Raw genomic sequence first — 24,524 nt, 5'->3', positions numbered from 1 at the left:
CCTTATCCGTTCGAAATCTCGACGAGCTTGTCCAGCACGCCAAGCGCGCGACCGCTGTCGATCGCTTGCGCCGCCGCCGCGATGCCGTCGGCAAGCGTCGTCGCCTTGCCGGCCACGACCAGCCCGGCGCCGGCATTCATCAGCACCGTGTCGCGATAGGCGCCGGCGGCGCCGCCCAGCATATCGCGCAGTTCCTTGGCGTTGTAGGCGGCGTCGCCGCCGCGCAGCTCTTCCTTGGTGTGCCGCTTCAGTCCGACAGCTTCCGGCGTCAGGGTGAAGCTGCGGATCTCGCCGCCGACAAGCTCCGCCACCTGGGTTTCACCCGTCGTGGTGATCTCGTCATAGCCGTCGCCATGGACGACCCAGGCATGGTCGGCGCCCAGCGCCTTCAACGTCTCGGCCACCGGCATGATCCACTCCGGCAGGAAGACGCCGACCATCTGGCGGCTGACGCCGGCGGGATTCGACAAAGGCCCGAGCAGGTTGAAGATGGTGCGCGTCCCGAGCTCGACGCGGGTCGGCCCGACATGCTTCATCGCCGGATGATGCGCCGGCGCGAACATGAAGCCGACGCCGGTCTCATGGATGCAGCGGCCGATCATCTCCGGCGGGATGTCTATTCTGACGCCCAGCGCCGTCAGCACATCGGCGGAGCCGGTCAGCGAGGACAGGCCGCGATTGCCATGCTTGGCGACCGGCACCCCGGCGGCGGCAATGACGAAGGCCGAAGCGGTCGAGATGTTGACCGAATGCGAATTGTCGCCGCCGGTGCCGACGATGTCGATGGCGCCTTGCGGCGCCTCGACGCGCAGCATCTTGGCGCGCATCGTGGCGACCGCGCCGGAAATCTCGCCTACCGTCTCGCCGCGCACGCGCAGCGCCATCAGGAAGCCGCCGATCTGGCCGGGCGTCGCGTCGCCCGACATGATGATGTCGAACGCCTCGCGCGCTTCCTCGAAGGAAAGCGCGGTGCCCGTGGCGACCTTGGCTATGTGTGTCTTCAGAGCGCTCATCGTGTTTGTGCTTGCGAAACGGCGTTCGGATCGATGCGAACGTCATATTGCGACTGCAACTGCGCCACCAACTGGTCGAGCAGATCGTCGGACATGCCGGCGCCGAACGATTTCTGCGCGTCGTCCGGCACCGCGCTGCCATCGGCGCCTGCCGGCTCGAAGACCTCGGCGACCTTGAACAGGATCTGGCCGTCGCCGGTGGGCGAGGCGATCAAACCGGTACCGCCTTCGCCGACGCCGAACATGGCCGCGGCGCCTTCCTTGCCGAAATCGGCATCGTCGGCTTCGCGCTTCAGGCCGCGCTTGGTCTGCTTGTCGAGCTTGAGCTCGCCGGCGATGACGTCGAGCGTGGTGCCTGCCTTGAGGCGTTTTTCCAGCTCCTGAGCCCTAGCGTCGAGCCGCTTGTCGGTCTCGGCCTCCGTCCAGTCGGCGACGACCTTCTTGCGGACTTCATCCAGCGTGCGGTCGCGCGCCGGCGTGATCGACTGCACTTCGTAGAAGACGAAACCGTTGTCGGCAGTCGTCAGGCCCTCGTTCTCGGTATTGGGCTCCGCCGCGAACACCGATTTGATCAGCTCGGCCGATTGCGGCAGGTCGTTGACGATCGTGCCGTCCGGCCGCTGGCCGGTACGGTCGATGGCGTCGATGGTGACGACCTTGAGCTTCAGTTTGTCGGCGGCCTGGGCAAGCGAGGCGCCCGAGGCGCGGGTGTCCTCGTAGCTGTCATGCACGTCGAGCAGGATGCGGTTCGCTTCGCCGAGCGCCAGGTCCTTGCGGATCTGGTCGGACACTTCCGAAAGCGGCTTCACCACCTGTGGCTTGATCTCGGTCACGCGCAAGAGCACGGGACCGAAGGCGCCCTGGATGACCTGGCTGACCTCGTTGGCATTGAGCGAGAAAGCCGCATCGGCCACCGCCTTGTCGGCGATCTTGTCCTTGGCCAGCGTGCCGAGCAGCGTGTCGGCCTGCGTCTTGCCTTCGGCGGTGACGAGCTTGTCGAAGGTAGCGCCAGCTTTCAGCGAATCCAAAGCGGCCTTGGCCGCATCCGGCGTCTTGAACACCAGCTGCTCGATGGTGCGCATCTCGGGCGTCGTGTAGCGCGCGATATTCTTGTTGTAGTCCTCGCTGACCTGCTGGTCGGTCACCGCGGACGGATCGGCTATGTCCTGCGGCTCCAACCGGACATAGGAGAATTTGCGATATTCCGGCGCGGCGTAATTCTTCTTGTTGGCGCCGAAATAGGTGTTGAGGGCGCTGTCCGACGGCGTCTCGATCGGCTGCACCAGCGTCTTCGGCAGCACGAGATAGTCGATCGTGCGATCCTCGCCGCGATAGAGAGAGACCGCTTTCAGGAAGGTCTGCGGAACCTTGAGGCCGTCGGAGATCGCCTCGACGATCTGCTGGCGCACGGCCACCTGCGAGCGGTTCCTGAGGTAGTCCTCAGGCCGCATGCCAAGCTCGCGCAGCAGATACTCGAAGGTCCGACGATCGAACTGGCCGCCGGGGCCTTTGAAAGCCGGATCCTCGCGCGTCAGTTCGGCCAGCCGATCCTTGGAGAGGCCGAGCCCCAGCTTGCGCGCCTGTTCGTCGAGCACGGCGCCCGAAACGAGCTGCGCCAGCACCTGGTTGTCGACACCGAGCAGCTTGGCCTGGTCGTGGGTGATGCGCTGGCCATATTGCTGCGACAGTAGGCTGAGCTGGCGGTCGTAAGCGAGGCGGTACTCGTTGATCGAGACCTCCGTGCCACCGGCCGTGATGACCGCGTGATGACCGCCCAGCACACCGCCCACCATGCGGGTGGTGATGCCCCAGGCTGCGAAACTGATCACCAGCAAGGACAGCAACGCCTTCGCGACCCAGGTGCCTGCCGCGCTTCTCAATATACCAAGCATGCATACTTCCGATTTTTGCGCATTTTCGCGTGCGCCGAGTCTGAAACAAGCGCAATAGCGCCCTTCCGGTCCACTGTCGATTGCTTTGTGACCTGATTTTGGTAGTGAGGGCGCTGCTTGATGTCGCTCGGAGAACCCGCCCCATGACCCCTGGAATCCGCCCGCTTGTCGCCGGCAACTGGAAAATGAACGGCACCAGCGCCTCGCTCAACGAGCTGCGGTCGATCGGCAACGGGTTCATGAGCGGGCTCGACGCGGAGACCGAAGCGCTGGTGTGCGTGCCGGCGACCTTGCTCCAGCGCGCCGCCGAGATCCTGTCGCGCACGCCGGTGCGGGCCGGTGGAGAGGATTGCCATCCCAAGGAGAGCGGCGCCTTTACGGGCGAGATTTCGGCCGAGATGCTCAAGGATGCCGGCGCGAGCCACGTCATCGTCGGCCATTCCGAGCGCCGCGAACTGTTCGGCGACGACGATGCAATGGTCCATGCCAAGGCATCGGCGGCCTGGCGGGCAGGACTGGTGGCCATCATCTGCATCGGCGAGACGCGCGCCGAGCGGGAGGCGGGCGCCACGCTCGATGTCCTGTCGCGCCAGCTTGACGGTTCCGTGCCGGCGAGCGCCACCGCCGCCAACACCATCATCGCCTACGAGCCGGTCTGGGCCATCGGCACCGGCCTGACGCCGACCGCCGCCGACGTCGCCGACGCGCATGCGCATATCCGGGGCAAGCTGACGGCGCTGCTCGGCGATGCCGCGGCCAGGATGCGCATTCTTTATGGCGGCTCGGTCAAGCCTTCCAACGCGGTGGAACTGCTCGGCGTCGAGAATGTCGATGGCGCGCTGGTCGGCGGCGCCAGCCTGAAGGCGGCCGACTTCCTGGCTATCGCGGAAGCATACATGAACATGGCTTAGGCTCATGCAGCATAAATCGTTGCAATGGCCGCATTGCTTCCCATATTCCCGGCCACGGGCTTGGAAATGCCGCCAAAGCATTGTAAGGAGCCGCCTCCAAATCATCGGTCGTATGCGCGGTCGCGCAAGGCCTCGCCAGGATAAATTATGGAAACCGTACTGATCGTCGTCCACCTCATGGTCGTGCTTGCCCTTGTCGGCGTGGTGCTGCTGCAGCGCTCCGAAGGCGGCGGCCTGGGCATCGGCGGCGGTTCCGGTTTCATGACCGCGCGGGGCGCCGCCAACGCGCTGACCCGCGCCACCGCGATCCTGGCGGCGGCCTTCTTCGTGACGTCGCTGGCGCTGTCGATCATTGCCCGCTACGGCGAAAAGCCGATCGACATCCTCGACCGTCCGGCAACGTCGACCTCGGGCAACGGCGTGCTCAACCAGCTGCCGGGATCGAATGGACCGGTGGGCAGCTCGCAACCCGCGGCCCCGGCCGGCGGCTCTGCTCCCGCGGCTCCGGCTGGCGGTGCGACGACCACCACGCCGCTTGCCAATGGCACCACCGCGCCGGCTCCGGCCACAACGCCTGCTCCGGCGCCCGCGAATCCGACCACCGCGCCGGCGGCCAACGGCGTCACCTTGCCGGTCACCCCTCAGGTTCCGAACCAGTAGCCGGACAAGCTCGGCCGCGATCTGTTGTTCTTTGAACACAGTCGCGGCAAATGCGCGCCCGATCACGAAGATTCAATCGGGCGTAGCGCCTGCCTCAGCTTGAGGCGATGACGGCTAATCGATTATAGATTGCGCGCGGCACTTTTCGGCGTCCTTGGGGGGCGCCGGGCGACGCCGTGGGCAACTTGCATTTGAACGATCGGATCTTCGCCATGCAGCTTCGCAGCTTCATCATTTTGGGAGTCTGTGCCGTCCTCGGCATGGGTTCCGCGGCCATCGCCGGACCGGCAAACATGGTCTCTTCACCGTCGGTAGAGAAGACCGACGCAATTCCTGTCGCCGCCAAGAGCGACGCATCGCAGTTGAAGCTTCTCAAGAAGAAGAAAAATCCGACCTCTGACGATCTTGCGCAGATCGGCAAGCTCGAGGCCAAGATCGCCGCCGACAAGCAGGCGGCAAAGGATAAGGCGCTCGAGGCTCGCAAGATGGCAATGCGCGAGGCCGCCAAGGCCAAGGCTGACGCGGCGCGCCAAGAATGGCTTGCCAAGAAGGGTACGGCCGTGCCGGCTGAAGTCGCCGACGCCAAGCCGGCCAAGAAGACCACCAAGATCATCGCGCCGCTGGAGCCGGTCGCGCCGGTCATCCCGGCCAAGGCCGAGGAGCCTATCCCGGCTGAGGCCATGAACATCGCCGCCACTGGCAACAACGGTGAACTGCGCAGTGAGCAGCCCGGCCAGAAACAGGCGAGCAGCGGCGGTCTGTTCGACGGCCTCTTCGGCGGCGGCGTACAATCGACTTCGATCAGCTACCTGCCCGAGACCCGTGCGCTCGATTCGGCGCTGGCCAAGAAGGACGCCAAGCGACCCTTCAAGGTGAAGCCGGAATTCGTGCCGCAGGACGTTGCGTTCTCGGGTTATGAGCCGGGCACCATCGTCATCGATACCACTGCTCGTCGCCTTTACCTCGTCGAGAGCTTTTCGACGGCGCGGCGCTATGCCATCGCGGTCGGTCGCGAAGGCCTGCAGTTCAAGGGCACCGTGGCTGTCGGCGACAAGCAGGAATGGCCGCGCTGGATCCCAACGCTCGACATGCAGAAGCGCGAGCCGAAGCATTACGGCCAGTACAAGGACGGCATGAACGGCGGCGGCCAGAACCCGCTCGGCGCGCGCGCCATCTACCTCTATGACGGCAAGAAGGACACGCATCTGCGCATCCATGGCACGATCGCGCCGCAGTCGATCGGAACCAGCGCCTCGAACGGCTGCTTCCGCATGATCAACGAGCACGTCATGGACCTCTACAGCCGGGTCAGGATCGGCACCAAGGTCGTTATCATCTAACGATCTCCATCAAACTGCCCAAAGGGCCGGCGACGCCGGCCCTTTTGTTTTGAATCTTTGCCTTGAAGCAGGTCGTTCCCCTAAACCGCTCAATGCTTTTGGGCGACATGCTTCGGGAAAGGCTCTTTGCGAGCACCCGCGCCATTAGGGAAAAAGCCTTCGCGGCGGTTTTTTCTCTGGCGGAATCAATCAGGCCGCGTTAAGCGATGACTCCCATGGCGCGATATGTATTCATCACAGGCGGCGTGGTTTCCTCACTCGGAAAAGGCATCGCCGCAGCAGCTCTTGGGGCTCTTCTGCAGGCGCGAGGCTATCGCGCGCGGATCAAAAAGCTCGATCCCTACCTCAATGTCGACCCCGGGACGATGTCGCCGTACCAGCACGGCGAAGTGTTCGTGACCGATGACGGCGCCGAGACCGACCTCGATCTCGGCCATTACGAGCGCTTCACCGGGCGCTCGGCAAACCAGCAAGACAACATCACCACCGGCCGCATCTACAAGAACATCATCGAGCGCGAGCGGCGCGGCGATTATCTCGGCGCCACCGTGCAGGTGATCCCGCACGTCACCGACGAGATCAAGCATTTCGTGCTGGACGGCAATGACGACTACGACTTCGTGCTGTGCGAGATCGGCGGCACGGTCGGCGATATCGAGGCGATGCCGTTCCTGGAAGCGATTCGCCAGCTCGGCAACGACCTGCCGCGCAACAATGCGGTCTACGTGCATCTGACGCTGATGCCCTACATCCCGACCGCCGGCGAATTGAAGACCAAGCCAACACAGCATTCGGTCAAGGAACTGCGCGGCATCGGTATCGCGCCGGACATCCTTCTGGTGCGCGCCGACCGGCCGATCCCGAAGGAAGAGCGCCGGAAACTTTCGCTGTTCTGCAACGTGCGCGAAAGCGCCGTCATCCAGGCGCTGGACGTGCCGCATATCTACGACGTGCCTCTGGCCTATCACCAGGAAGGCCTCGATTCGGAAGTGCTGGCGGCCTTCGGCATCGACCCGGCGCCGAAGCCGCGCATGGAGCCGTGGCAAAAGCTTTCCAACCACATCCACAATCCGGAAGGTGAGGTGACGATCGCCATCGTCGGCAAATATACCGGCCTCAAGGACGCCTACAAATCGCTGATCGAGGCGCTGTCGCATGGCGGCCTCGCCAATCGCGTCAAGGTCAAGCTCGACTGGATCGAAAGCGAGATCTTCGAGAAGGAAGATCCGGCGCCGTGGCTGGAGAAGGTGCACGGCATCCTTGTTCCCGGCGGCTTCGGCGAGCGCGGTTCGGAAGGCAAGATCCTGGCGGCAAAGTTCGCGCGCGAACGCAAGGTGCCTTACTTCGGCATCTGCTTCGGCATGCAGATGGCTTGCATCGAGGCGGCCCGCTCGCTGGCGGGTGTCGACCATGCATCGTCGACCGAGTTCGGCCCGACCGACGAGCCCGTGGTCGGCCTCATGACCGAGTGGCTGAAGGGCAATATGCTTGAGAAGCGCAGGGTCACAGGCGATCTCGGTGGCACGATGCGGCTTGGCGCTTATCAGGCCGAACTCGCCAAGGGCTCGAAAATAGCGGATATCTACGGCGACACGCAGATTTCCGAGCGTCACCGGCACCGCTACGAAGTCAACATCGACTACAAACAGCGGCTCGAGGATTGCGGCCTGGTGTTTGCCGGCATGTCGCCCGACGGCGTGCTGCCGGAGACGGTCGAATATCCCGACCATCCGTGGTTCATCGGCGTGCAGTATCACCCCGAGCTGAAGAGCCGCCCGCTCGACCCGCATCCGCTGTTCGCGAGCTTCATCTCGGCCGCGGTGGATCAGTCGCGGCTGGTCTGAGCGATCGGCTGGCGCACCGTGCCATGCAGACTTACGTCGCGCTGCTCTACAGCATCATCCTCAGCGAGGGACGGCGGGTCGTCATGTCGGACCTCAAGGCGATGGCCGAAAGGATCGGCCTGAAGAACGTCCGAACGCTGGTGGCGACGGGCAATCTGGTCTTCGAGGCGCGGACGGCCAAAATTACCGATCTCGAGCATCGGCTGGAAAAGGCCTTCGAAGAGACTTTCGGCCGCCATGTCGATATTATCGTGCGCGGCGCGGAGGATTGGTTGAAGCTCGCGGCTGGCAATCCATTCCCGGACGATTCCGCGGACGCCGCCGACCAGGTGGCGGTGCGCGTCATGCGCAGACCGGCGCCCGTCGAGGCCGCCGCAGCGCTCCAGGCCTACGCTGCCGAGGACGAGAAGGTGCTTTTGGTCGACGGCGATATCTGGGTGGTCTTTTCCCGCGAAAGACCGAGCTCGCGCCTGCTCGCGGCAGCAAGCCACAAGCGCATGGGCATCGGCACGTCGCGCAACTGGAACACGGTGCGGCGCTTGGCGGAGATGGTAGGCAGTAGGCAGTAGGCAGTAGGCAGTAGGCAGTAGGCAGTAGGCAGTAGGAGAGTGTTCTCTATTGCCTAAGCCCTACTGCCTACTGCCTCATTTTCAAGCCTTCGCCACCTTCGCACCTGCTCCGAGCGCCATGGTGCGCAGCACGTAGTAGACGGCGCCCGCGATCGCCACGCCGAAGAACCAGCCATAGACGCCCCACCAGGACGGCAGCCAGTTGGTGAAGTTGGGCAGGATCGAGGAGAAGATGGCGCCGATGCCGGCGGCGATGAAGGCGTTGACATGCCAGCCGCTCTGGAAACGGAACTCGCCGTCCTCGCGATAGAGCGCCTCGACGTCGACCTCGCTTTTGCGGATCAGGTAGTAGTCGACCATCATCACGCCGAAGATCGGTCCCATCGTCGCGCCGATGACGTTGACGAAGGAAGCGGCACTGCCTTCCCATGGCGCGAAGGGATAGAGCACCAGGGCGATCAGCGCCGCGATGTATCCGCCCTTCTTGAAGTCGATCTGGCGCGGGAAGACGTTGGAGAAGTCGAATGCCGGTGAGACGAAATTCGCCACGACGTTGATGCCCAGCGTCGCCACCGCGAAGGTCAACGCGGCGAGAGCGGCCAGGAACCAACTGTCGAACTTGGCCGAGATCTGGTCGGGATGGAGCAGCACCTCATGGTAGACGTCATAAGCGGCGATCGTGGTGACGCCGGCCACCAGCGAGAACAGGATGAGGTTGACAGGCAGGCCCCAGATGTTGCCCTTGCGCAGCGCCGCCTTGTCCGGTGCATAGCGGGCGAAATCGCAGAAGTTGAGGTAGAGCGCCGAGAAATAGGTCACCCAGATCGCCGCCACCGCGAACAGCGCGGTCCAGGAACCGGGCTCGCCCGGAACGCCGGCGTCCTTGGTCTTGTCCAGCAGCACATCCATCGGGATGTCGCTGGTGAAGGCGAAAGTGCCCGACTTGACGCAAAGATAGATGGCCAGGATCAGCATCATGATCCACACGGCCGGGCCGGCCCAGTCCTGGAAGCGGCGGACGGTTTCCATGCCCTTCTGGATGATCAGCAGCTGCAGCGCCCAGATGATGACGAAGCAGATCACCTCCAGGGTCGAATGTCCCAGAAAGTGCGAGCTCTTGTTGAACTCGTCGAACCATTGCAGGCGCGTCAGCAGCGCCACGATGGCGCCCGAAGCCGCGGCCGTCTGGGCGCCGTACCAGAAGCAGGCGACGATCGCGCGCACCAGAGCCGGGATGTTGGCGCCCCAGATGCCGAAGGAGGCGCGGGCAAGCACGGGGTAGGGCACGCCGGTCTTCACGCCGGCATAGCCGACCATGTTCATCAGCGCGTAGATGATCAGCGAGCCGATGCCGATGGCGATGATGAAGTTGACGAAGCCGCCGCAGAACAGAAACAGGCTGGCCGCCAGGTAGTAGCCCCAGAGGCTGTGGACGTCCGAGGTCCAGACGTTGAAGATCGAAAACGGTCCCCAGTTCCTGACCGTTGCCGGAGCCAGATCCTCGTTGTAGAGGTCAGGCGATGCGCCTTGAATGGTCATTGCAAGTGTTCCCCTTGTTGCAAACGCGCCGTCACGCGTTTGACCGTAGAGGTTAAGCCTGACGCTGGGGAACCGGCAAGCAATCCATTTGCCGGCTTTCGCCTTAAAGATATTCAATGAGAATCGCCGTTATCCGACGGCTTCGGACTTGAACCGAGCTGAGTCGCCAAGCGGTTTTCGCGCAGGCTGGCCGGTTCCGAATTTTTTCCGACAGCAACCAAATTTGTTTGGAACCGATCCATAAGACGTGCGTTTAATAAAGTTCGGCTGCTCTGCGGCCGACCGGGAGGATAACTATGGATCGCTTGCATTTCTTTACCCCAGTGCGAATTGCGCGTGGGCAGGGATACCCTGTGGAGGAAGTCGATAGCGTCTCCGAGGCGATGGTGTTCCTGCGGAAGTGGCCAACGGGCAGACGCGGCCCGGTTTATCAATGCGCCCTGAATTGCTGCGCGGCGGCTGTGTCGGGCAAGATGTCGGCCGAGGAAGCGCGCAAAGCCTTTGTCGGCTTTGCCCGCATCACCCGGTTGCTAGACGACGACATGGCGCTGCCGCTGGGCGGTGCGTCGATGGACAATGTCTACGCCCTGAGGCGCTAAGCCGGAATTTGGCAAATAGAGAACGCCGCGCTTACTCGGCGCGGCGGCCAGTTTGTCGTTTTGCATCGGTCCCGACACGGCCGAGATGTCTTCCCCTTTGTCCGTTCCGCGCAGTTCTGGGGCACCCGGTAGGAAATCGTCGCGAAATCGCTTATGTGAGCGCGATGCCTCGTTGATCGAGGATCAGAGAATCCGCCGGACGTGATGGAAAAGAGCAGCGATTACAAAAAGGTGCGGCTTGCCATAGCCCCAATGATGGACTGGACGGATCGGCATTGCCGGTTCTTCCACCGCCAGTTGACGCGCCGGGCTCTGCTCTACACCGAGATGGTTGTAGCCGATGCCGTCATCCATGGCGCTCGCGAACGATTGCTCGGGTTCGACGCTGTCGAGCATCCGGTTGCCCTGCAGCTTGGCGGATCGGATCCGGCAAAACTCGCCGAGGCGGCGCGGATCGGCGAGGCCTTCGGCTATGACGAGGTCAACCTCAATGTCGGCTGCCCGTCCGACCGCGTTCAGTCGGGGACGTTCGGCGCCTGCCTGATGAAGACGCCGGTTCTGGTCGCCGAATGCGTCGCCGCGATGAAGGCTTCGGTGAAAATCCCCGTCACGGTCAAATGCCGCATCGGCGTCGACGACCAGGACCCGGAGCCTGCTCTCGATATGCTTGCCGACAGCGTTCTCGCCGCGGGCGCCGACGCGCTCTGGGTGCATGCCCGCAAGGCCTGGCTGGAGGGGCTGAGCCCCAAGGAGAACCGGGAAATTCCACCGCTCGACTATCCGCGCGTCTACCGGCTGAAGGCCAGAAAGCCGAACGAATTCATCGGTATCAATGGCGGCATTCAATCGCTCGCCGAGGCGTCGGCTCATCTCGGGCATGTCGACGGCGCGATGCTCGGCCGCGCGGCCTATCACACGCCCGGCATCCTTGCCGGCGTCGATGCCGCCTTCTACGGCGAGGCGGCGACCACCTTCGACCACGCGGCGCTGATCGACGCCATGGCCGGCTACGCGGCGCGCCATATCGAGCGGGGCGGGCGGCTCGGCCACATTACGCGCCACATGGTCGGACTGTTCCACGGCTTGCCTGGCGCGCGCCGCTTCCGGCAAATCCTGTCGACGGATGCGAACAGGCCTGGCGCCGGGGCGGAGGTGTTGAAGACCGCGTTTTCCGCAATCGATTTCGCGGCGGCGGAAGCCGAGGCAGCCTGACCTTCGGTTGCGTCGCGTTTTAAGTCATTTTCTTATGCATGTCGTGGTCCCAGAACCGCTACGCCCTTCTGGGCGACATGCATTAGTCCCGCAGGATCATGCGGTCGCCGCGCACGTCGAAGCCCGACAATGAACCGATGAAGTTCATGCCGAGCAGGCTTTGGTCCAACATGCCGGGCGCAGCGACCATCACCGACATGTCCTTGCGCACGATGCCGCCGATCGCCACCTCGTCGGTCTTGACCGTCGCTGCGCGCGCCATGCCGTTGGCGGTGGAGACGTCCACGCTGTAGCTGAGCGCCGCCGGGTTGAACCCCGCGGCTTGCGCATCTTCGGACGTCAGCACCGTGCTCGTCGCACCCGTGTCGACCACGGCGCGCACCGGCGTGCCGTTGACCAGGATGCGGGCCTCGAAATGACCGTTGTCGGCCTTGTCGAGCGTGACGGTCGGGCGGCCGTTCTCCACGCCGAGCGCCAGCGGGCTGCCCGGGACGAGGCCGGCGGTCACGCGGCTCGCGACGTCCTGCAATTCGTAGCGATACTGGTAGCCGGCGATCAGCACGAGCACGAACGCGGCCCAGACGCCGAGATTGCGCGCCATGTCGCCCATCGGCCGGCCGGAGCGGAGCAGGCTCGCGCCGATCACCATGACCAGCACGCCGACCCAGATCAGCCGGCCGAAATCGTTGTTGGCCATGCCGAAGGTGTGGCCGGCTGAATTGTTGAGCATCAGCAGCACCAGCCCGACGCCGATCACCGCCATGACGATCCAGAACAGCCGGTTCATCGGTTTCTTCTCACAAGACGCCGCGCTCGCGCGCCATGCGGCTGCGCCGGGTTTCACGACGCGGCCGCCGCTCGACCGTTTCGAGCCGCGCCGGCAATTCGGACATCACCGCCCGGCGCGTTTCGGGGGTCATCGTCAGCCAGCCGGAAATCTCGTCGCGCGTGCGGCCGCAACCGAAGCAGAAGCCGGTTTTCATATCGATCGAACAGACCAGGATGCAGGGGGATTCGATGGCGGACATGCTGTTCTCTTGCCTTTATTCCACATGGTGCAACCGCCGGAGCAATGCAAGCCCTCCGCAATGCGCCACAAGGCAACGCGTTCGCGGCATCGTCAGGCGGTTGTGCCGGCTGGAGAAGGCGGCTATGCCGCTTGCGATTTCCGCAACGAACCGCGACCGACATAAATGACCGCAACGCCTTTCGACGATTTCCGAAGCCTCCTGGCGGCGTTGCCGCCTGCCGATGACGCGGCGGCGGCCCGTGTCCGCGCGCTGTTCGCCAAAGCGGACAAACCGAAGGAATCGCTCGGCCGCATCGAGGACATCGCGGCCTGGATTGCCGCCTGGAGCGGACGCGCGCCACCGGCGATCAACCGGCCGCTGATGGCGATCTTCGCCGGCAATCACGGCGCCGTCAGGCACGGCATTTCGCCGCGTCCGGTGGCGGCGACCGCCAACGAGGTCGAACTCTGCGCCGCAGGCGGCGCCGCGATCAACCAGGTCTGCGTCGCCAACGATCTCGGCCTGAAAGTCTTCGACCTCGCCTTGGACATTCCCACGGGCGACGTTACCGAGGAAGCCGCGCTCGACGAACGCGGCTGCGCCGCGACCATGGCCTTCGGCATGGAGGCGGTGGCGGGCGGCGCCGATCTTCTGTGCCTTGGCGATCTCGGAGTCGGCAATTCGACGATCGCCGCCGCGCTTTGCGCCGCGCTGTTCGGCGGCAGCGGGGCCGATTGGGTCGGGCCGGGGTCGGGCGCCGACGCTGCGATGACCGCGCGCAAGGCCGAGGTCGTCGATCGGGCGCTGGCATTCCACGGTTCCGGCCTGGACGATCCGCTCGAGGCCTTGCGCAGGGTCGGCGGGCGCGAGTTCGCGGCGATCTGCGGCGCCATTCTGGCGGCGCGCATGGAGAAGATTCCTGTCCTGCTCGACGGGTTCGCGGCGATCGCGGCGGCCGCTGCCCTTTACGCGGCCAATCCTGGCGCGCTCGATCACTGCCTGCTTGCCAGCCTGTCGCCGGAGCCCGGCCACGCCAAGGCGGCCGAACGGCTCGGACTGCGGCCACTGCTCGATTTCGGCATCAGCCATGGCGAAGGGGTAGGGGCCGCTCTCGCCGCCGGAATCGTCGAGGCCGCGGCGTTGACCAGTTCCGGCATGGCGATGGCTATCCGGCTTTAGAGCCGACAGGGATTGCCTCAGCGGCGCCCCCGCGCCGCAACGGTCTTGGTCGGCAAAGCCGGCAGTTCTTCCATCACCCGGCTCAACGGGAAAATGGCGATCGCCTCGGTGCCCTCACGCAGCTTGGAATGCAGCTCGAACTCGCCGCCATGCATGGCGAGCAGGCCCTGCACGATCGGCAGGCCGAGGCCGGTTCCCTGTTCGGCGCTTTTGATGGCGATGGAGCCCTGGCCGAAAGCGGAAAGCACCACCGGGATTTCCTCCTCCGGTATGCCCGGTCCGTTGTCCTTGACCGAGATGTACTGGCCGCCGCCGGCGGTCCAGCCGACGCGTACGCGCACTTCGCCGCCGGACGGAGTGAACTTGATCGAATTGGACAGGAGGTTGAGCGTGATCTGCCTGACTGCGCGCTCATCGGCGAAGAGCCGCGGCAAGGTCTCCTCGAATTCCTGGATGACGCGGATGTCCTTGTTGCGGGCACGCAGCTCCATCATGTGGCAGCAATCCTCGACTATGGTCACCAGCACGACCGGCTCCTCGTTGAGCTGGTAGCGGCCGGCCTCGATGCGCGACAAATCGAGGATCTCGTTGATCAGGTCGAGCAGGTGCTGTCCGGACTCGTGCACGTCATGGGCATAGTCGCGGTAGGTCGGATTGTTCATCGGCCCCAGCACTTCATTGGCCATCACTTCGGAGAAGCCAAGGATGGCGTTGAGCGGCGTCCTGAGTTCGTGGCTCATGGAGGCGAGAAAACGCGATTTCGCCAGATTGGCGTCCTCGGCGCGCCGCCTTGCCTCGTCCGACATCGATTTGGCCGTCTCCACCTCGGCGATCAGCGCGTCCTTCTCCGAGCGGAAGGAGAGCAGCATCAACGACGCCCGGTTGAGATGACGCGCGACGTAGCCGAAAAAGGGAAGCGCGGCGATAAGCAACGCCGCCATCGTGGCTTCGATCGGCGTCCACAAGCGCAGGATGGTGTAGACGTAAACGGCAACGGGAATTGTAAAGGTGGCCAACAGCGCACCGCCAAGCGAGGAGGCCATCACGGCGGTCGTCGCCATGGCGACCAGCAGCACCATGGCCTTGGCCACATGGAACTGGTCGATCTGGCAGGTGTCGCAGCCGATCCAGGCGAACCACGCCCAGCCAAGGCCGCACAGGAAGTGGCCGATCAAGAAGTCGCGGCGCGTCTGCGCCGGGTCGAGTTCGGCTGCCTCGGTTCGCTCCACGCGACGCGCCATGAAAGCGACGATCGCGTAGCAAAGCAGCATCGACAAGGCCCAGATGGTGACCTGGCTGTCCAGGCCCGCCAGCCGACCAACGGCCGCCACGGCGAGCACGAGCAGCGGGATCGCGACCGCGCCGACCACCATGGCGCGCGCATGCAGTTTCAGCAGTTCACGGTCGAAGTCGAGGCTGCCCGCCTGCTGCGAGAGGCGGTCGCGCGTCTTGCGCACCGCGCGCGCCACATCGCTGTTGCGGTGCGGTTTACGGCGGTCCACAATAAATTTATCCGCTGTGTTCGAGCGTTGCAAAGGCATACAGACTTCAATTTCTGCGCGCAGCGACTGTCAGTTCGTTAAGCTACGTTCGAATGATTAAGAGACTGTTTGCCATATGAGCCGTTTCGGGCCGCGAGGACCGCGCCGACGCTACGCGGCAAGCTCGCCGCGAAGCCTCTGGCGCAAGCTGCTGGACTATGGGCTGGCCTTCCTCTTGCTCGGATTGCTTATCCTGGTGGCGGCCCGCCTCGACCGCTTCGAAACACGCAGGGAGCAAGGCACGGCGATCGTCAATGACGGCGATTCGATCACGCTCGGGACCGAGCGCATTCGCATGCGCGGCATCGACGCTCCGGAGTATCAGCAGACCTGCCAGAAGGCCGGCGCCGACTATCCCTGCGGCAAGCTGGCGCGGCAGGCGCTGGTACGCCTGATCGCCGGCAGGCCTGTTTCCTGCAGCGGCTGGCAGCGCGACCGCTACGGCCGCCTGCTCGGCGACTGCAGGGCAGGTGACGCCGACCTGAACCGGACCCAGGTGCAGGCCGGATGGGCGGTTGCCTTCGGCGACTTCGAGACCGAGGAAGCGGTGGCGAGAGCGGCCAAGGCCGGCATCTGGGCAGGCGCCTTCGAGGAGCCGCAGCGATGGCGTGACAGCCATCACAGTGCGCCGGTCGAGAGAAAGCACGGCCTGCTGGCCTCGTTCGGCGACGTGCTGCGCGAATTTGTTCGCTTCTGGTGATGGGCGGAGCCGCCTATGATCCGATGGAGAAGCTGGAGGATGGAATGAAGTTGTTCGATGGCGGCCGAGCGCCCAACCCCCGGCGCGTGCGCGTCTTCCTTGCCGAGAAGGGACTGACGGTGCCGCTGGTGCCCGTCGACATGGGCGCGATGGAGCATCGCGGCGAGCAGGTGGCGCAGCGCAATCCGCTGCGGCGCCTGCCTGTGCTCGAGCTCGACGACGGCACCATCATCACCGAATCGATCGCCATTTGCCGCTATTTCGAGGAGTTGCATCCCAAGCCCGCGCTGTTCGGCACGGGCGCGCTCGGCAAGGCGATGGTGGAGATGTGGCAGCGACGCATGGAACTGAATCTGATGGCCAGTGTCGCCGCCGCGTTCCGGCACATCCATCCTGCGATGAAGGAATGGGAAGTGCCGCAAATCCCGGAATGGGGCGAGGCCAACAAACCGAAGGCGATCGAATTCCTGCATCTCCTCGACCACGAATTGGCGGAACGCGAATTCGCCGCCGGCGATAGCTACTCGGTCGCCGACATCACCGGCATGATCGCTATCGATTTCATGAAGCCGGCACGCATCAGGGTGCCGGAGGAGTGTACGAATGTGCTGCGCTGGTACGCGGCGCTTACAAGCCGGCCGAGCGCAGCGGCCTGAGCGACAACAATTGGATAGTCAGCCTGATAGGAGAGAAGCGCTGGAGCGCCTCACCGCCAGGGTGCGGACCTGCCGCATCTGCGTCGAGGAGCCGCTTGGGCGGCCTTTACCGCATGAGCCGCGGCCGGTGCTGCAGCCGTCCTCAACCGCGCGGGTCCTGCTTGCCGGCCAGGCGCCGGGCACAAAAGTGCATTTGTCGGGCGTGCCGTTCACCGACGCCTCCGGAGACCGGCTGAGAAGCTGGCTCGGTGTGAGCAGCGATGAGTTCTACGACACCGAAAAATTCGCCATCGTTCCGATGGGCTTTTGTTTTCCCGGACAGGACGCCAAGGGTGGCGACCTGCCGCCGCGCCGCGAATGCGCGCCAGCCTGGCGCGCTCAATTGATGGCGCTGATGCCGCAGATCGACCTGGTTCTGACCATCGGCGGCTATGCGCAGGCCTGGCATATGCACACGACACGCCTGCCGTCGCTGACCGAGACAGTCAGGAACTGGCGCGCCATATGGGATGGACCGGCCGTCCCGAAAGTGCTGCCGCTGCCGCATCCATCCTGGCGAAACACCGGCTGGCTGAAGAAGAATCCCTGGTTTGAAATGGATTTGCTGCCCTTCCTGAGGTCGGAAATCCGCTATCGCATCGATTAGGCATCTTGCAAGAAATCACTCGCTTTTGCCGCCATCGGCAGAATTTCTTTCTTGTGAAAGGCTTGGATAAAAGGGATTATAGCCAAACTATTCCCCTGGAGCTTCCTATGGATCGTCTCGACAGAAAAATTCTCCGCCTCCTGCAGGAGGACGCGACGCTCGCGGTCGCCGATGTCGCCAAGAAAGTCGGCCTGTCGACCACGCCATGCTGGCGGCGCATCCAGAAGCTCGAGGAGGAGGGCGTCATCCAGCGGCGCGTTGCCATTCTCGACCATGTGAAGGTCAATGTGCGCGTCACCGTCTTCGTGTCGATCCGCACCAATTCGCACAGCCATGAATGGCTGCGGCGCTTCTCCGAGGTCATCCAGGAATTCCCGGAAGTGGTCGAGTTCTATCGCATGAGCGGCGATGTCGATTACCTGCTGCGCGTGGTGGTTCCGGATATTGCCGCCTATGACGCTTTCTACAAGCGGTTGATTGCCAAGATCGAGATCCGCGACGTCTCCTCGTCCTTCGCCATGGAGCAGATCAAATACACGACCGAAATCCCGCTCGACTACATGGTTCTGGACAAGGAATCGGGCGCGAACGCCGCGTGATAGGGTTGCTCGCCGATTCCCGCACTCGAGTGGCGCGGCGAGCTTAGTTCTTCTTTTTGTTGAGGAAATTCCACGGCGAGTTGACCGGCAGCGTGACCGTGTCCGGCACGCTGTCGACGCTTTCTACCTCGGCCCTGCGCACCGTGTAGCCCGACTGGACGATCGAGACGCCGTCGAGGATGAAGAGCTGGCTCTTCTCCATGCCGGGTTTCAGCACGCCGGTGACGGCGACCGGCTCGTAGGTCTCTTTCATCTTATAGGGATGCGCCGGCGTCACCAGCACGATCTGGTTCGGCGGCGGCGTCGGCATGTGGCTGCAGGCGCCGGTCCACGGCACCAGCAGGAGCTGGTAGACGAGGTCGCCATCGCGATCGACCGGCAATGCATAGCCGGCTAATTGTATCGTCTTGTCCTGCAGATTCAGCGACAAGGTCTCACCGTGGTCTGGCAGTTTTGCGGCGATCATCGGCAGGTTCGCGTCCTCGGCAACGGCTTGCGTGGCCGGGCGCAGATCCTTCCACAGGATATGCGCGACATCGGCCGCGGCATCGGCTCCCGAGGCAGCGAAGAGCAGCACGGCCGCCAACATCGCGCACGATCTGAAACGCTTGTTCATGGTGCTCCATCCTCCGCCCGTCCATTGGCGGAATCGAGTAAAAGCGTCGTGACCGGTCGGGCTCAACGGCTCAGTTGCATCACATGCCGGCGCGTGCCGGCGGTGCCGATTTCATGGAAGCCTCGCGCGACGAACATGTCGCGAAAGCCCATGAAGCGATAGCTGGGCGCTGCCTTGTCGACGGGATAGGCCTCGATGATACGTGCGCCTTTGCGGAAGGCATGGTCGATAGCCGCATCGAGCAGGGCGGAAGCCAGCCCGTCGCCGCGCAAGGCCCTCGGCACATAGAAGCAGACGATCGACCATATGCCTGTTTCGGTGTCGTCCTGCTGCTTCGAAAGTTTCCGGTAGGTCTCGCGCGGCGCGACCGAGCACCAGCCGACTGGTCTGCCGTCCAACTCGGCGATGATGCCGACCGGGGTGCCGGCATCGATGAGCGCCATCATCATGCGCTTCTTCTCATCGTTCTCACCGTGCTCGCGGCTGGAATGGCGCCAGGCCATGCACCAGCAATATTTCGGCGCGCCCGGCTGCTCGAACAGGTTCTCGAAGCCGGCGCGCGTCTCCGGCGTCACCTCGACGAAGCGAATCCCGGCAAGGTCAGGTCTTTGCGGCTGCAAGCCTTTCGATCTGTCTGGCATCGGTCAGTTCCTTCACTGCATCCTTGCCGATCCAGCGTGCCGTCTTGTCGGGCGATGCCGCCAGTTTTTTCGCCAGCGCAAGGGCAGGGGCGTGCAGGCTCATCGACCGCTTGCCGATCTGCCGCAACGCCCAATTGACTGCCTTGCGGACGAAATTGCGCGGGTCGCCGGCATGTTTCTCGATCAGCGGCAGATAGGCAAGAAAAGTCGCGTCCGGCTCTTTCTTGAGATGCACCGCGCTCCAGGCCAGCATGGCGAAGGCGGTGCGGCGGACGAATTCGCGCTCGTCTTCGGCGAACTCGTCGATCAGTTCGCGCCAGAATGGCGTTTCGGCGAACAGGTCCGCGACGGTGTCGACGATTTCCCAGCTGTCGAAATCCGCCGCCCAGCGCCGGCATTGATCGATGCCGACCTTCTTCGGCTCGCCGGTGAAGGCCGCCATCAGCCGCGCTTCGCGGACACCGCTGTCCCACAGCAGAAGCGATCGCTCGTGGTTCTTCTTCAACTTGCGCGCCAGCGGCCGCAATTCGGAATTGCCGACGCCGAGCGCGCTCGCGGTGTTGATGCCGAAGCGCGCCATGCCTGCCCGGTTCGCCTCGGTGCCGATCGCGCGCAAATGAGCGACGATGTCGTCGGCGCTCCAGCTCGGATCGGGCAGGGGCATTGCGTTGCCTATTTTTCGAGGCGTGCAAGCAGCGAGGACGTGTCCCAGCGCTTGCCGCCCATGTCCTGCACATCCTTGTAGAACTGGTCGACAAGCGCCGTCACCGGCAGCTTGGAGCCGTTGCGGTTGGCCTCCGCCAGGCAGATGCCGAGATCCTTGCGCATCCAGTCGACGGCGAAGCCGAAATCATATTTGCCGGCATTCATCGTCTTGTGGCGGTTTTCCATCTGCCAGGAGCCGGCCGCGCCTTTGGAGATCACCTCGATCACCTTCTCGATGTCGAGCCCCGCCTTCTTGCCGAAATGGATGCCTTCGGCCAGCCCCTGGACGAGGCCGGCGATGGCGATCTGGTTGATCATTTTCGTCAGCTGGCCGGCACCCGCCGATCCCATCAGGCCGACCATGCGGGCGTAGGCGTCGATGACGGGCCGCGCCTTGTCGAAGGCGGCCTCATCGCCGCCGACCATGACGGTCAGCACGCCGTTCTCGGCGCCGGCCTGGCCGCCGGACACCGGCGCGTCGAGGAAGGAGAAACCCGCCTTGCGCGCGGCTTCGTCAAGCTCGCGCGCGACCTCGGCCGAGGCAGTGGTGTTGTCGATGAAGATGGCGCCTTTCTTCATCGCGGCGAAGGCGCCGTTCGCACCTGTGGTGACCGAACGCAGATCATCGTCATTGCCGACGCAGGAGAAGACGAAGTCCTTGTCTTCGGCCGCTTCGGCCGGCGTCAGCGCCAGTTTGCCGCCATGCTGGGCCACCCACTGCTCGGCCTTTGCCTTGGTGCGGTTGTAGACGGTGACGTCATGGCCGCCCTTGTTCCTGAGGTGCCCGGCCATCGGATAGCCCATGACGCCAAGACCGAGAAATGCCACCGATGCCATAGGTCGACCTTCCGAAGAAACAGAGAAATCTTGCTGCGGAAGCTCTATGCCCTGCAGCGGATTCGTCAAGGCGCGGGGAGCCGCATCGACTGGCCCAGGCCCACGCTATTTCGGCCTAGCGGTGCAGGTGGACAGTGATGCGGCGCTCGATCCATTCGACGCCGTGGCGCAGGATCTCGACCATCACCAGATAGACCATCGCCACCCAGATATAGGCTTGGATGTCGAAGGATTTTGCGTAGGCAAGCTTGGCGTTGCCCATCAGGTCGTAGACCGTGATGATGGCGACGATTGCCGAAGCCTTGATCATCAGGATGAGTTCGTTGCCGTAGGGTCTCAGCGCGACGATGATCGCCTGGGGCAGGACGACTTTGCGCAGCGTCTGCAATTTGTGCAGGCCGAGCGAGGCTGCACCTTCCCATTGGCCGCGCGGCACGCTTTCGATGGCGCCACGCAGGATTTCGGCCTGGTAGGCGGCGGTGTTGAGCGAGAAGGCAAAGACACCGCAATAGAAAGCTTCGCGGAAGAACCACCACAGCCCGACCGTCTCAAGCTCCGGCCGGAACGAGCCGACGCCGTAATAGACCAGATAGGTCTGCACGAGCAGCGGCGTGCCGCGGAAGAAGTAGACATAGCAATAGGCAAGCCCGGACAGGATCCTGTTCTTCGACATGCGGCCGTAGGCGACGGGAAGCGACAGGATTGCGCCAAGGACCATCGAGATGGCGACCAGCGACAGCGTGGTGCCCAGGCCCTGCAGATAGGCTGGCGCGTATCTGGCGAAGAACGCGGCGTTCCATGCGTAGACCAGATAGGCAACAATGCCGACGCCGAACAGAATCCAGATGCCGACCAGCGCGGAGCCAACGATGCGGGCTCGCGGCCAGCCGCGCGCTTGCGGCGGCGGCTTGTCGATGGCGATAGCCTGGCTGACGCTCATCGCGCCTCCCTCCGTCCGAGGTGGCGCAGGATGTAGCTCGTGGCGATCGACGACAGGACGGCCAGCGCCAGGAAGATCAGCGCCGCAACGCTGTAGAACAGGAAGGAATGTTTGGTGACGCGCGCCGCGACGCCGGATTGGCGCAAGGTTTCGGCCAGATTGACCACCGAGACCAGCGAGGTGTCCTTGAGCAGGCTCAGCCAGCAATTCTCCAGGCCCGGAAAAGCGATGCGTATCAGCTGCGGCAGGACGATGAGCCGCATCGTCTGCCATTTCGACAGGCCAATGGCGTAACCACCCTCATACTGGCCTTTCGGAATGGCACGAAACGCGGAGAGAAAGACCTCGCTGGCGTAGGAGGAGAAGATCAGCGACAGCACGATCATGCCGGCGATGAAGCTGTTGACGTCGATCGTCGCGTCGGGATTGAACAGCCGCACGACATGTTGCAGGAGAAGCGGCATGCCAAAGAAGAACAGGAACAGTGTCACCAGTTCGGGCAGACCGCGAAAGACGGTGGTGTAGATATTGCCGGCCAGGCGCAGCGACGGCTCTTCATGCTGCTTGGCGAAGGCGACGAAAAAGCCGATCACCAGGCCAATCGGCAGTGTGGCAAGCGCCAGCGCAATGGTGACCAGAACGCCAGACGCAATGTCGTCACTCCAGCCATCCGGTCCCCAGCTGAGAAGTGTCCAAATGCTTTGGGCCGGCATTGACGGGTCGTGTCTCCGTGGCGATCCCGGAAGAATTTAAGGGCGGCAAGGGATGCCTCACCGCCCTTGGCTTGTCGATCAGGATTCGGCGCCGTAGACGTCGAACTTGAAGTATTTGTCGTTGATTTCCTTGTACTTTCCGTTCTTGCGGATGGCGTCGATCGCGGCATTCAGCTTGTTGACCAGATCGGTCTCGCCCTTGCGCACGGCGATGCCGGCGCCCGGTCCGAAGATATCGACCGGCTGCGGCGAAGGCTGACCGAGGATCTTGCAGCAGGCGCCGTCCGGCGAATCCAGCCACTGCTGCAACACGACGATGTCGTCCTCGATGGCGTCGAGACGGCCATTGGCGAGGTCGGCCTGTTCCTCGGGGCTGCTCGGATAGCCCTTGATGGTGCTGTCGGTGTAGGTCTTCGAAGCATAGTTGTAATGCGTGGTCGTGGTGGCGACGCCGATGTTCTTGCCGGCGAGGTCTTCCTTGGTCACGCCCTTGAGCGGCGAATCCTTCGGCACGGCGATGGCCGACGGGGTATTGTAGTATTTGTGGGTGAAGTCGACCTTCTCGGCGCGCTCGGGCGTGATCGACATCGAGGCGACGATGGCGTCGAACTTGCCGGCCTGGAGCGCCGGGATGATGCCGTCCCAATCCTGCGCGACGAAGGTGCACTTCACCTTCATCTCGTCGCAGAGCGCCTTGGCGATATCGATGTCGAAGCCGACCAACTGGCCGTCCGAGGTCAGGTTGTTGAAGGGCGGATACGCGCCTTCGGTGCCGATCCTCAGGGTCTTTTCCTGAGCCTGGGCGACGCCAAGTGTCAGCAGCGCGGCCGAAGCGGCAAGCGCGATACGCAGTGCAATACGCATGGTAATCCTCTCATATTGTCATGGCCGCTGTCCCGTGCGGCTCTTGTGGGCGGAGCTTCTTTACCGCCCGCTGAGGCGGATACTCCCACTCTTTCCAAGAAAAAAGCAACTGCAAATCAACGCCAAACGACAATCAGGATGTGCCGCTGCGTTACTTGGTTTGAGCCACGAGACCTGTGCTGCGCTCGACAAAGTCGGCTATCGATTTCGTGTCATTGAGATCGAAAACCGGCGACGTTTCGCCTTCGACTGTAAAGTCGGCGGCAATGGCGACAATGTTGGGATCGTTGGCCGAAAGCGGCGTCCGGTCCTTGGCCTCGAGCCGCCTTGCCTCGATCTTCTTATGCGCTTGGCGCTTATAGCCTTCGACCAGCACGATATCCGAAGGCGCCAGGCGCGCCAGGATGTCGTCCAGCGTCGGTTCGTTCTCTCCGCGCAATTCGTGCATCAGCGCCCAGCGCCGGCCGGAGACGATCGCGACCTCGGTGGCGCCCGCCTGCCGATGGCGGAAGCTGTCGGCGCCCGGCTTGTCGATGTCAAAGTCATGGTGGGCGTGCTTCACGGTCGAAACCGTCCAGCCGCGCGCCACCAGTTCGGTGACCAGCTTTTCCGTCAGGGTCGTCTTGCCGGAGTTCTTCCAGCCGGTGATGCCGAATACGCGTCTCATGGCCCGAGGCTTTGCAACAGACGCTCCGCCGCCGCAAGGTCGTCCGGCGTATTGACGTTGAAGAACGGATCGATCTTCTGGTTGCCGGCCTCGATCATGGGGAATTCGACCTCGACATAGCCTTGGCGCTGCATGAAGTCCGAAACCCGCCGGTTGTCCTCGTCGACCATGTAATGACGCAAGGCGTCGCGCAGGCCGAGCGGCCAAAGCGCGAAGGTCGGATGCCATCTGCCGCCCGAGCTGGCGACGGCGATCGCGCCAGGCCGGTCGTGAACTGCCGCGACTAGGCGCTCGACGAGGTCGCCGGGGAAGAACGGCGTGTCGCCGGCGGCGCTCATCAGCCACCGGCAGCTCGTTTGCGTCGTCGCCCATTCGAGGCCGGTGAGAATGCCAGCCAGCGGTCCGGCATGGCCCGGCACCGTATCCTCCAGCACCGGCAGGTCCAGGGCGGCAAACCGCGCCGGATCGCCGTTCGTGTTGAGCCCCAGGGTCGCGACCTGCGACTTCAATCGGCGGGCGACATGATCGATCAGTCTGTCATCACCAAGCGAAAGCAACGGCTTGTCGCCGCCGCCCATCCGGCGCGCCTGGCCTCCCGCCAGAATGATCCCTGCGACATGTCGGTCCATCG

The 24,524-nt window shown here is 63.7% G+C and carries 27 protein-coding genes; 12 read left to right on the top strand and 15 right to left on the bottom strand.

Annotation, left to right across the window (positions count from 1 at the left end; genetic code table 11):
* Nucleotides 1–2 precede the first annotated feature (2 nt).
* Nucleotides 3–1,013, bottom strand: coding sequence for an anthranilate phosphoribosyltransferase (gene trpD / locus FJW07_RS12735; RefSeq protein WP_140782795.1), 1,011 nt, complete (start codon nucleotides 1,011–1,013; stop codon nucleotides 3–5).
* A complete protein-coding gene (locus FJW07_RS12730) occupies nucleotides 1,010–2,905 on the bottom strand; it encodes a peptidyl-prolyl cis-trans isomerase (protein ID WP_140856765.1) in 1,896 nt (631 codons plus the stop codon). Before FJW07_RS12730 ends, trpD begins: the two co-directional genes overlap by 4 nt.
* A gap of 143 nt (nucleotides 2,906–3,048) precedes the next feature.
* On the opposite strand from FJW07_RS12730, the gene tpiA reads away from it, so the two are divergent.
* The 5 genes from tpiA (at nucleotide 3,049) to FJW07_RS12705 (ending at nucleotide 8,229) form a co-directional block, all read left to right on the top strand.
* Nucleotides 3,049–3,816, top strand: a complete 768-nt coding sequence (gene tpiA, locus FJW07_RS12725) for a triose-phosphate isomerase (RefSeq protein WP_140709754.1) — start codon at nucleotides 3,049–3,051, stop codon at nucleotides 3,814–3,816.
* 147 nt (nucleotides 3,817–3,963) lie between these two features.
* Nucleotides 3,964–4,476 (top strand): preprotein translocase subunit SecG, encoded by a 513-nt coding sequence (secG, locus tag FJW07_RS12720; protein WP_140856763.1) that lies wholly within the window; start codon nucleotides 3,964–3,966, stop codon nucleotides 4,474–4,476.
* Nucleotides 4,477–4,688: 212 nt separating this feature from the next.
* The gene (locus FJW07_RS12715) at nucleotides 4,689–5,816 is read left to right on the top strand and encodes a L,D-transpeptidase (protein ID WP_140856762.1); all 1,128 of its coding nucleotides are present in this window, start codon (nucleotides 4,689–4,691) and stop codon (nucleotides 5,814–5,816) included.
* A 206-nt stretch (nucleotides 5,817–6,022) separates the two neighbouring features.
* A complete protein-coding gene (locus FJW07_RS12710) occupies nucleotides 6,023–7,660 on the top strand; it encodes a CTP synthase (RefSeq protein WP_140642644.1) in 1,638 nt (545 codons plus the stop codon).
* Nucleotides 7,661–7,683: 23 nt separating this feature from the next.
* On the top strand, nucleotides 7,684–8,229 hold the full coding sequence (locus FJW07_RS12705; protein WP_140856760.1) for a DUF1697 domain-containing protein: 546 nt from the start codon (nucleotides 7,684–7,686) through the stop codon (nucleotides 8,227–8,229).
* 81 nt (nucleotides 8,230–8,310) lie between these two features.
* Here the strand turns inward: FJW07_RS12705 and FJW07_RS12700 are convergent, their stop codons facing one another.
* Nucleotides 8,311–9,768 (bottom strand): NCS1 family nucleobase:cation symporter-1, encoded by a 1,458-nt coding sequence (locus FJW07_RS12700; RefSeq protein ID WP_140856759.1) that lies wholly within the window; start codon nucleotides 9,766–9,768, stop codon nucleotides 8,311–8,313.
* A 296-nt stretch (nucleotides 9,769–10,064) separates the two neighbouring features.
* Here FJW07_RS12700 and FJW07_RS12695 point away from each other — a divergent pair, with 296 nt between their 5' ends.
* A complete protein-coding gene (locus FJW07_RS12695) occupies nucleotides 10,065–10,367 on the top strand; it encodes a DUF982 domain-containing protein (protein WP_073986813.1) in 303 nt (100 codons plus the stop codon).
* A 204-nt stretch (nucleotides 10,368–10,571) separates the two neighbouring features.
* Nucleotides 10,572–11,579: a tRNA dihydrouridine(20/20a) synthase DusA gene (dusA, locus tag FJW07_RS12690; protein WP_140856757.1), complete on the top strand. Its 1,008-nt coding sequence runs from the start codon at nucleotides 10,572–10,574 to the stop codon at nucleotides 11,577–11,579.
* 82 nt (nucleotides 11,580–11,661) lie between these two features.
* Here dusA and FJW07_RS12685 read toward each other — a convergent pair whose 3' ends face one another.
* Both FJW07_RS12685 and FJW07_RS12680 read right to left on the bottom strand, forming a co-directional pair.
* Nucleotides 11,662–12,366, bottom strand: a complete 705-nt coding sequence (locus FJW07_RS12685) for a TIGR02281 family clan AA aspartic protease (protein WP_140642630.1) — start codon at nucleotides 12,364–12,366, stop codon at nucleotides 11,662–11,664.
* Between the two features lie 10 nt (nucleotides 12,367–12,376).
* Complete coding sequence (locus tag FJW07_RS12680; protein ID WP_140642628.1) at nucleotides 12,377–12,607, bottom strand: DUF1289 domain-containing protein; 231 nt, start codon at nucleotides 12,605–12,607, stop codon at nucleotides 12,377–12,379.
* Between the two features lie 165 nt (nucleotides 12,608–12,772).
* On the opposite strand from FJW07_RS12680, the gene FJW07_RS12675 reads away from it, so the two are divergent.
* Nucleotides 12,773–13,768: a nicotinate-nucleotide--dimethylbenzimidazole phosphoribosyltransferase gene (locus tag FJW07_RS12675; RefSeq protein WP_140856755.1), complete on the top strand. Its 996-nt coding sequence runs from the start codon at nucleotides 12,773–12,775 to the stop codon at nucleotides 13,766–13,768.
* Nucleotides 13,769–13,785: 17 nt separating this feature from the next.
* Here FJW07_RS12675 and FJW07_RS12670 read toward each other — a convergent pair whose 3' ends face one another.
* A complete protein-coding gene (locus tag FJW07_RS12670) occupies nucleotides 13,786–15,309 on the bottom strand; it encodes a HAMP domain-containing sensor histidine kinase (protein ID WP_140709894.1) in 1,524 nt (507 codons plus the stop codon).
* A gap of 76 nt (nucleotides 15,310–15,385) precedes the next feature.
* Here FJW07_RS12670 and FJW07_RS12665 point away from each other — a divergent pair, with 76 nt between their 5' ends.
* The 4 genes from FJW07_RS12665 (at nucleotide 15,386) to FJW07_RS12650 (ending at nucleotide 17,910) form a co-directional block, all read left to right on the top strand.
* Nucleotides 15,386–16,009: a thermonuclease family protein gene (locus FJW07_RS12665; protein WP_140856753.1), complete on the top strand. Its 624-nt coding sequence runs from the start codon at nucleotides 15,386–15,388 to the stop codon at nucleotides 16,007–16,009.
* A 44-nt stretch (nucleotides 16,010–16,053) separates the two neighbouring features.
* Nucleotides 16,054–16,665 carry a glutathione S-transferase gene (locus FJW07_RS12660; protein ID WP_140856752.1) on the top strand — a complete coding sequence of 204 codons (612 nt, stop codon included), beginning with the start codon at nucleotides 16,054–16,056 and terminating at the stop codon, nucleotides 16,663–16,665.
* A gap of 10 nt (nucleotides 16,666–16,675) precedes the next feature.
* On the top strand, nucleotides 16,676–17,311 hold the full coding sequence (locus FJW07_RS12655; protein ID WP_246680746.1) for a uracil-DNA glycosylase family protein: 636 nt from the start codon (nucleotides 16,676–16,678) through the stop codon (nucleotides 17,309–17,311).
* A gap of 107 nt (nucleotides 17,312–17,418) precedes the next feature.
* Nucleotides 17,419–17,910, top strand: coding sequence for an Lrp/AsnC family transcriptional regulator (locus FJW07_RS12650; protein WP_140642616.1), 492 nt, complete (start codon nucleotides 17,419–17,421; stop codon nucleotides 17,908–17,910).
* A 43-nt stretch (nucleotides 17,911–17,953) separates the two neighbouring features.
* Here the strand turns inward: FJW07_RS12650 and FJW07_RS12645 are convergent, their stop codons facing one another.
* From FJW07_RS12645 to mobA, 9 genes are all read right to left on the bottom strand, one after another.
* Entirely contained in the window at nucleotides 17,954–18,526 is a 573-nt protein-coding gene (locus FJW07_RS12645; RefSeq protein WP_140856749.1) for a DUF3299 domain-containing protein, read from the bottom strand.
* A 62-nt stretch (nucleotides 18,527–18,588) separates the two neighbouring features.
* Complete coding sequence (locus FJW07_RS12640; RefSeq protein ID WP_140856747.1) at nucleotides 18,589–19,167, bottom strand: GNAT family N-acetyltransferase; 579 nt, start codon at nucleotides 19,165–19,167, stop codon at nucleotides 18,589–18,591.
* Nucleotides 19,127–19,831, bottom strand: coding sequence for a DNA alkylation repair protein (locus FJW07_RS12635; RefSeq protein ID WP_140856745.1), 705 nt, complete (start codon nucleotides 19,829–19,831; stop codon nucleotides 19,127–19,129). The genes FJW07_RS12640 and FJW07_RS12635 overlap by 41 nt, the downstream gene beginning before the upstream one ends.
* A gap of 8 nt (nucleotides 19,832–19,839) precedes the next feature.
* Nucleotides 19,840–20,709, bottom strand: a complete 870-nt coding sequence (locus FJW07_RS12630) for an NAD(P)-dependent oxidoreductase (RefSeq protein WP_140856744.1) — start codon at nucleotides 20,707–20,709, stop codon at nucleotides 19,840–19,842.
* Nucleotides 20,710–20,824: 115 nt separating this feature from the next.
* A complete protein-coding gene (locus FJW07_RS12625) occupies nucleotides 20,825–21,649 on the bottom strand; it encodes an ABC transporter permease (protein ID WP_140856742.1) in 825 nt (274 codons plus the stop codon).
* Nucleotides 21,646–22,362, bottom strand: a complete 717-nt coding sequence (locus FJW07_RS12620; RefSeq protein ID WP_140642603.1) for an ABC transporter permease — start codon at nucleotides 22,360–22,362, stop codon at nucleotides 21,646–21,648. The genes FJW07_RS12625 and FJW07_RS12620 overlap by 4 nt, the downstream gene beginning before the upstream one ends.
* Before the next feature lie 78 nt (nucleotides 22,363–22,440).
* Nucleotides 22,441–23,226: an ABC transporter substrate-binding protein gene (locus FJW07_RS12615; protein ID WP_140657866.1), complete on the bottom strand. Its 786-nt coding sequence runs from the start codon at nucleotides 23,224–23,226 to the stop codon at nucleotides 22,441–22,443.
* Between the two features lie 151 nt (nucleotides 23,227–23,377).
* Entirely contained in the window at nucleotides 23,378–23,893 is a 516-nt protein-coding gene (gene mobB / locus FJW07_RS12610) for a molybdopterin-guanine dinucleotide biosynthesis protein B (RefSeq protein ID WP_140856741.1), read from the bottom strand.
* Nucleotides 23,890–24,522 carry a molybdenum cofactor guanylyltransferase MobA gene (mobA, locus tag FJW07_RS12605; RefSeq protein ID WP_140856739.1) on the bottom strand — a complete coding sequence of 211 codons (633 nt, stop codon included), beginning with the start codon at nucleotides 24,520–24,522 and terminating at the stop codon, nucleotides 23,890–23,892. The genes mobB and mobA overlap by 4 nt, the downstream gene beginning before the upstream one ends.
* Nucleotides 24,523–24,524: the final 2 nt, after the last annotated feature.

Source organism: Mesorhizobium sp. B3-1-9, assembly GCF_006439595.1.
In the GTDB taxonomy this organism is placed as follows: Bacteria; Pseudomonadota; Alphaproteobacteria; order Rhizobiales; family Rhizobiaceae; genus Mesorhizobium.
Note: the sequence above shows the minus strand (reverse complement) of the source record. Positions and strands in the feature narration are given on the sequence as shown.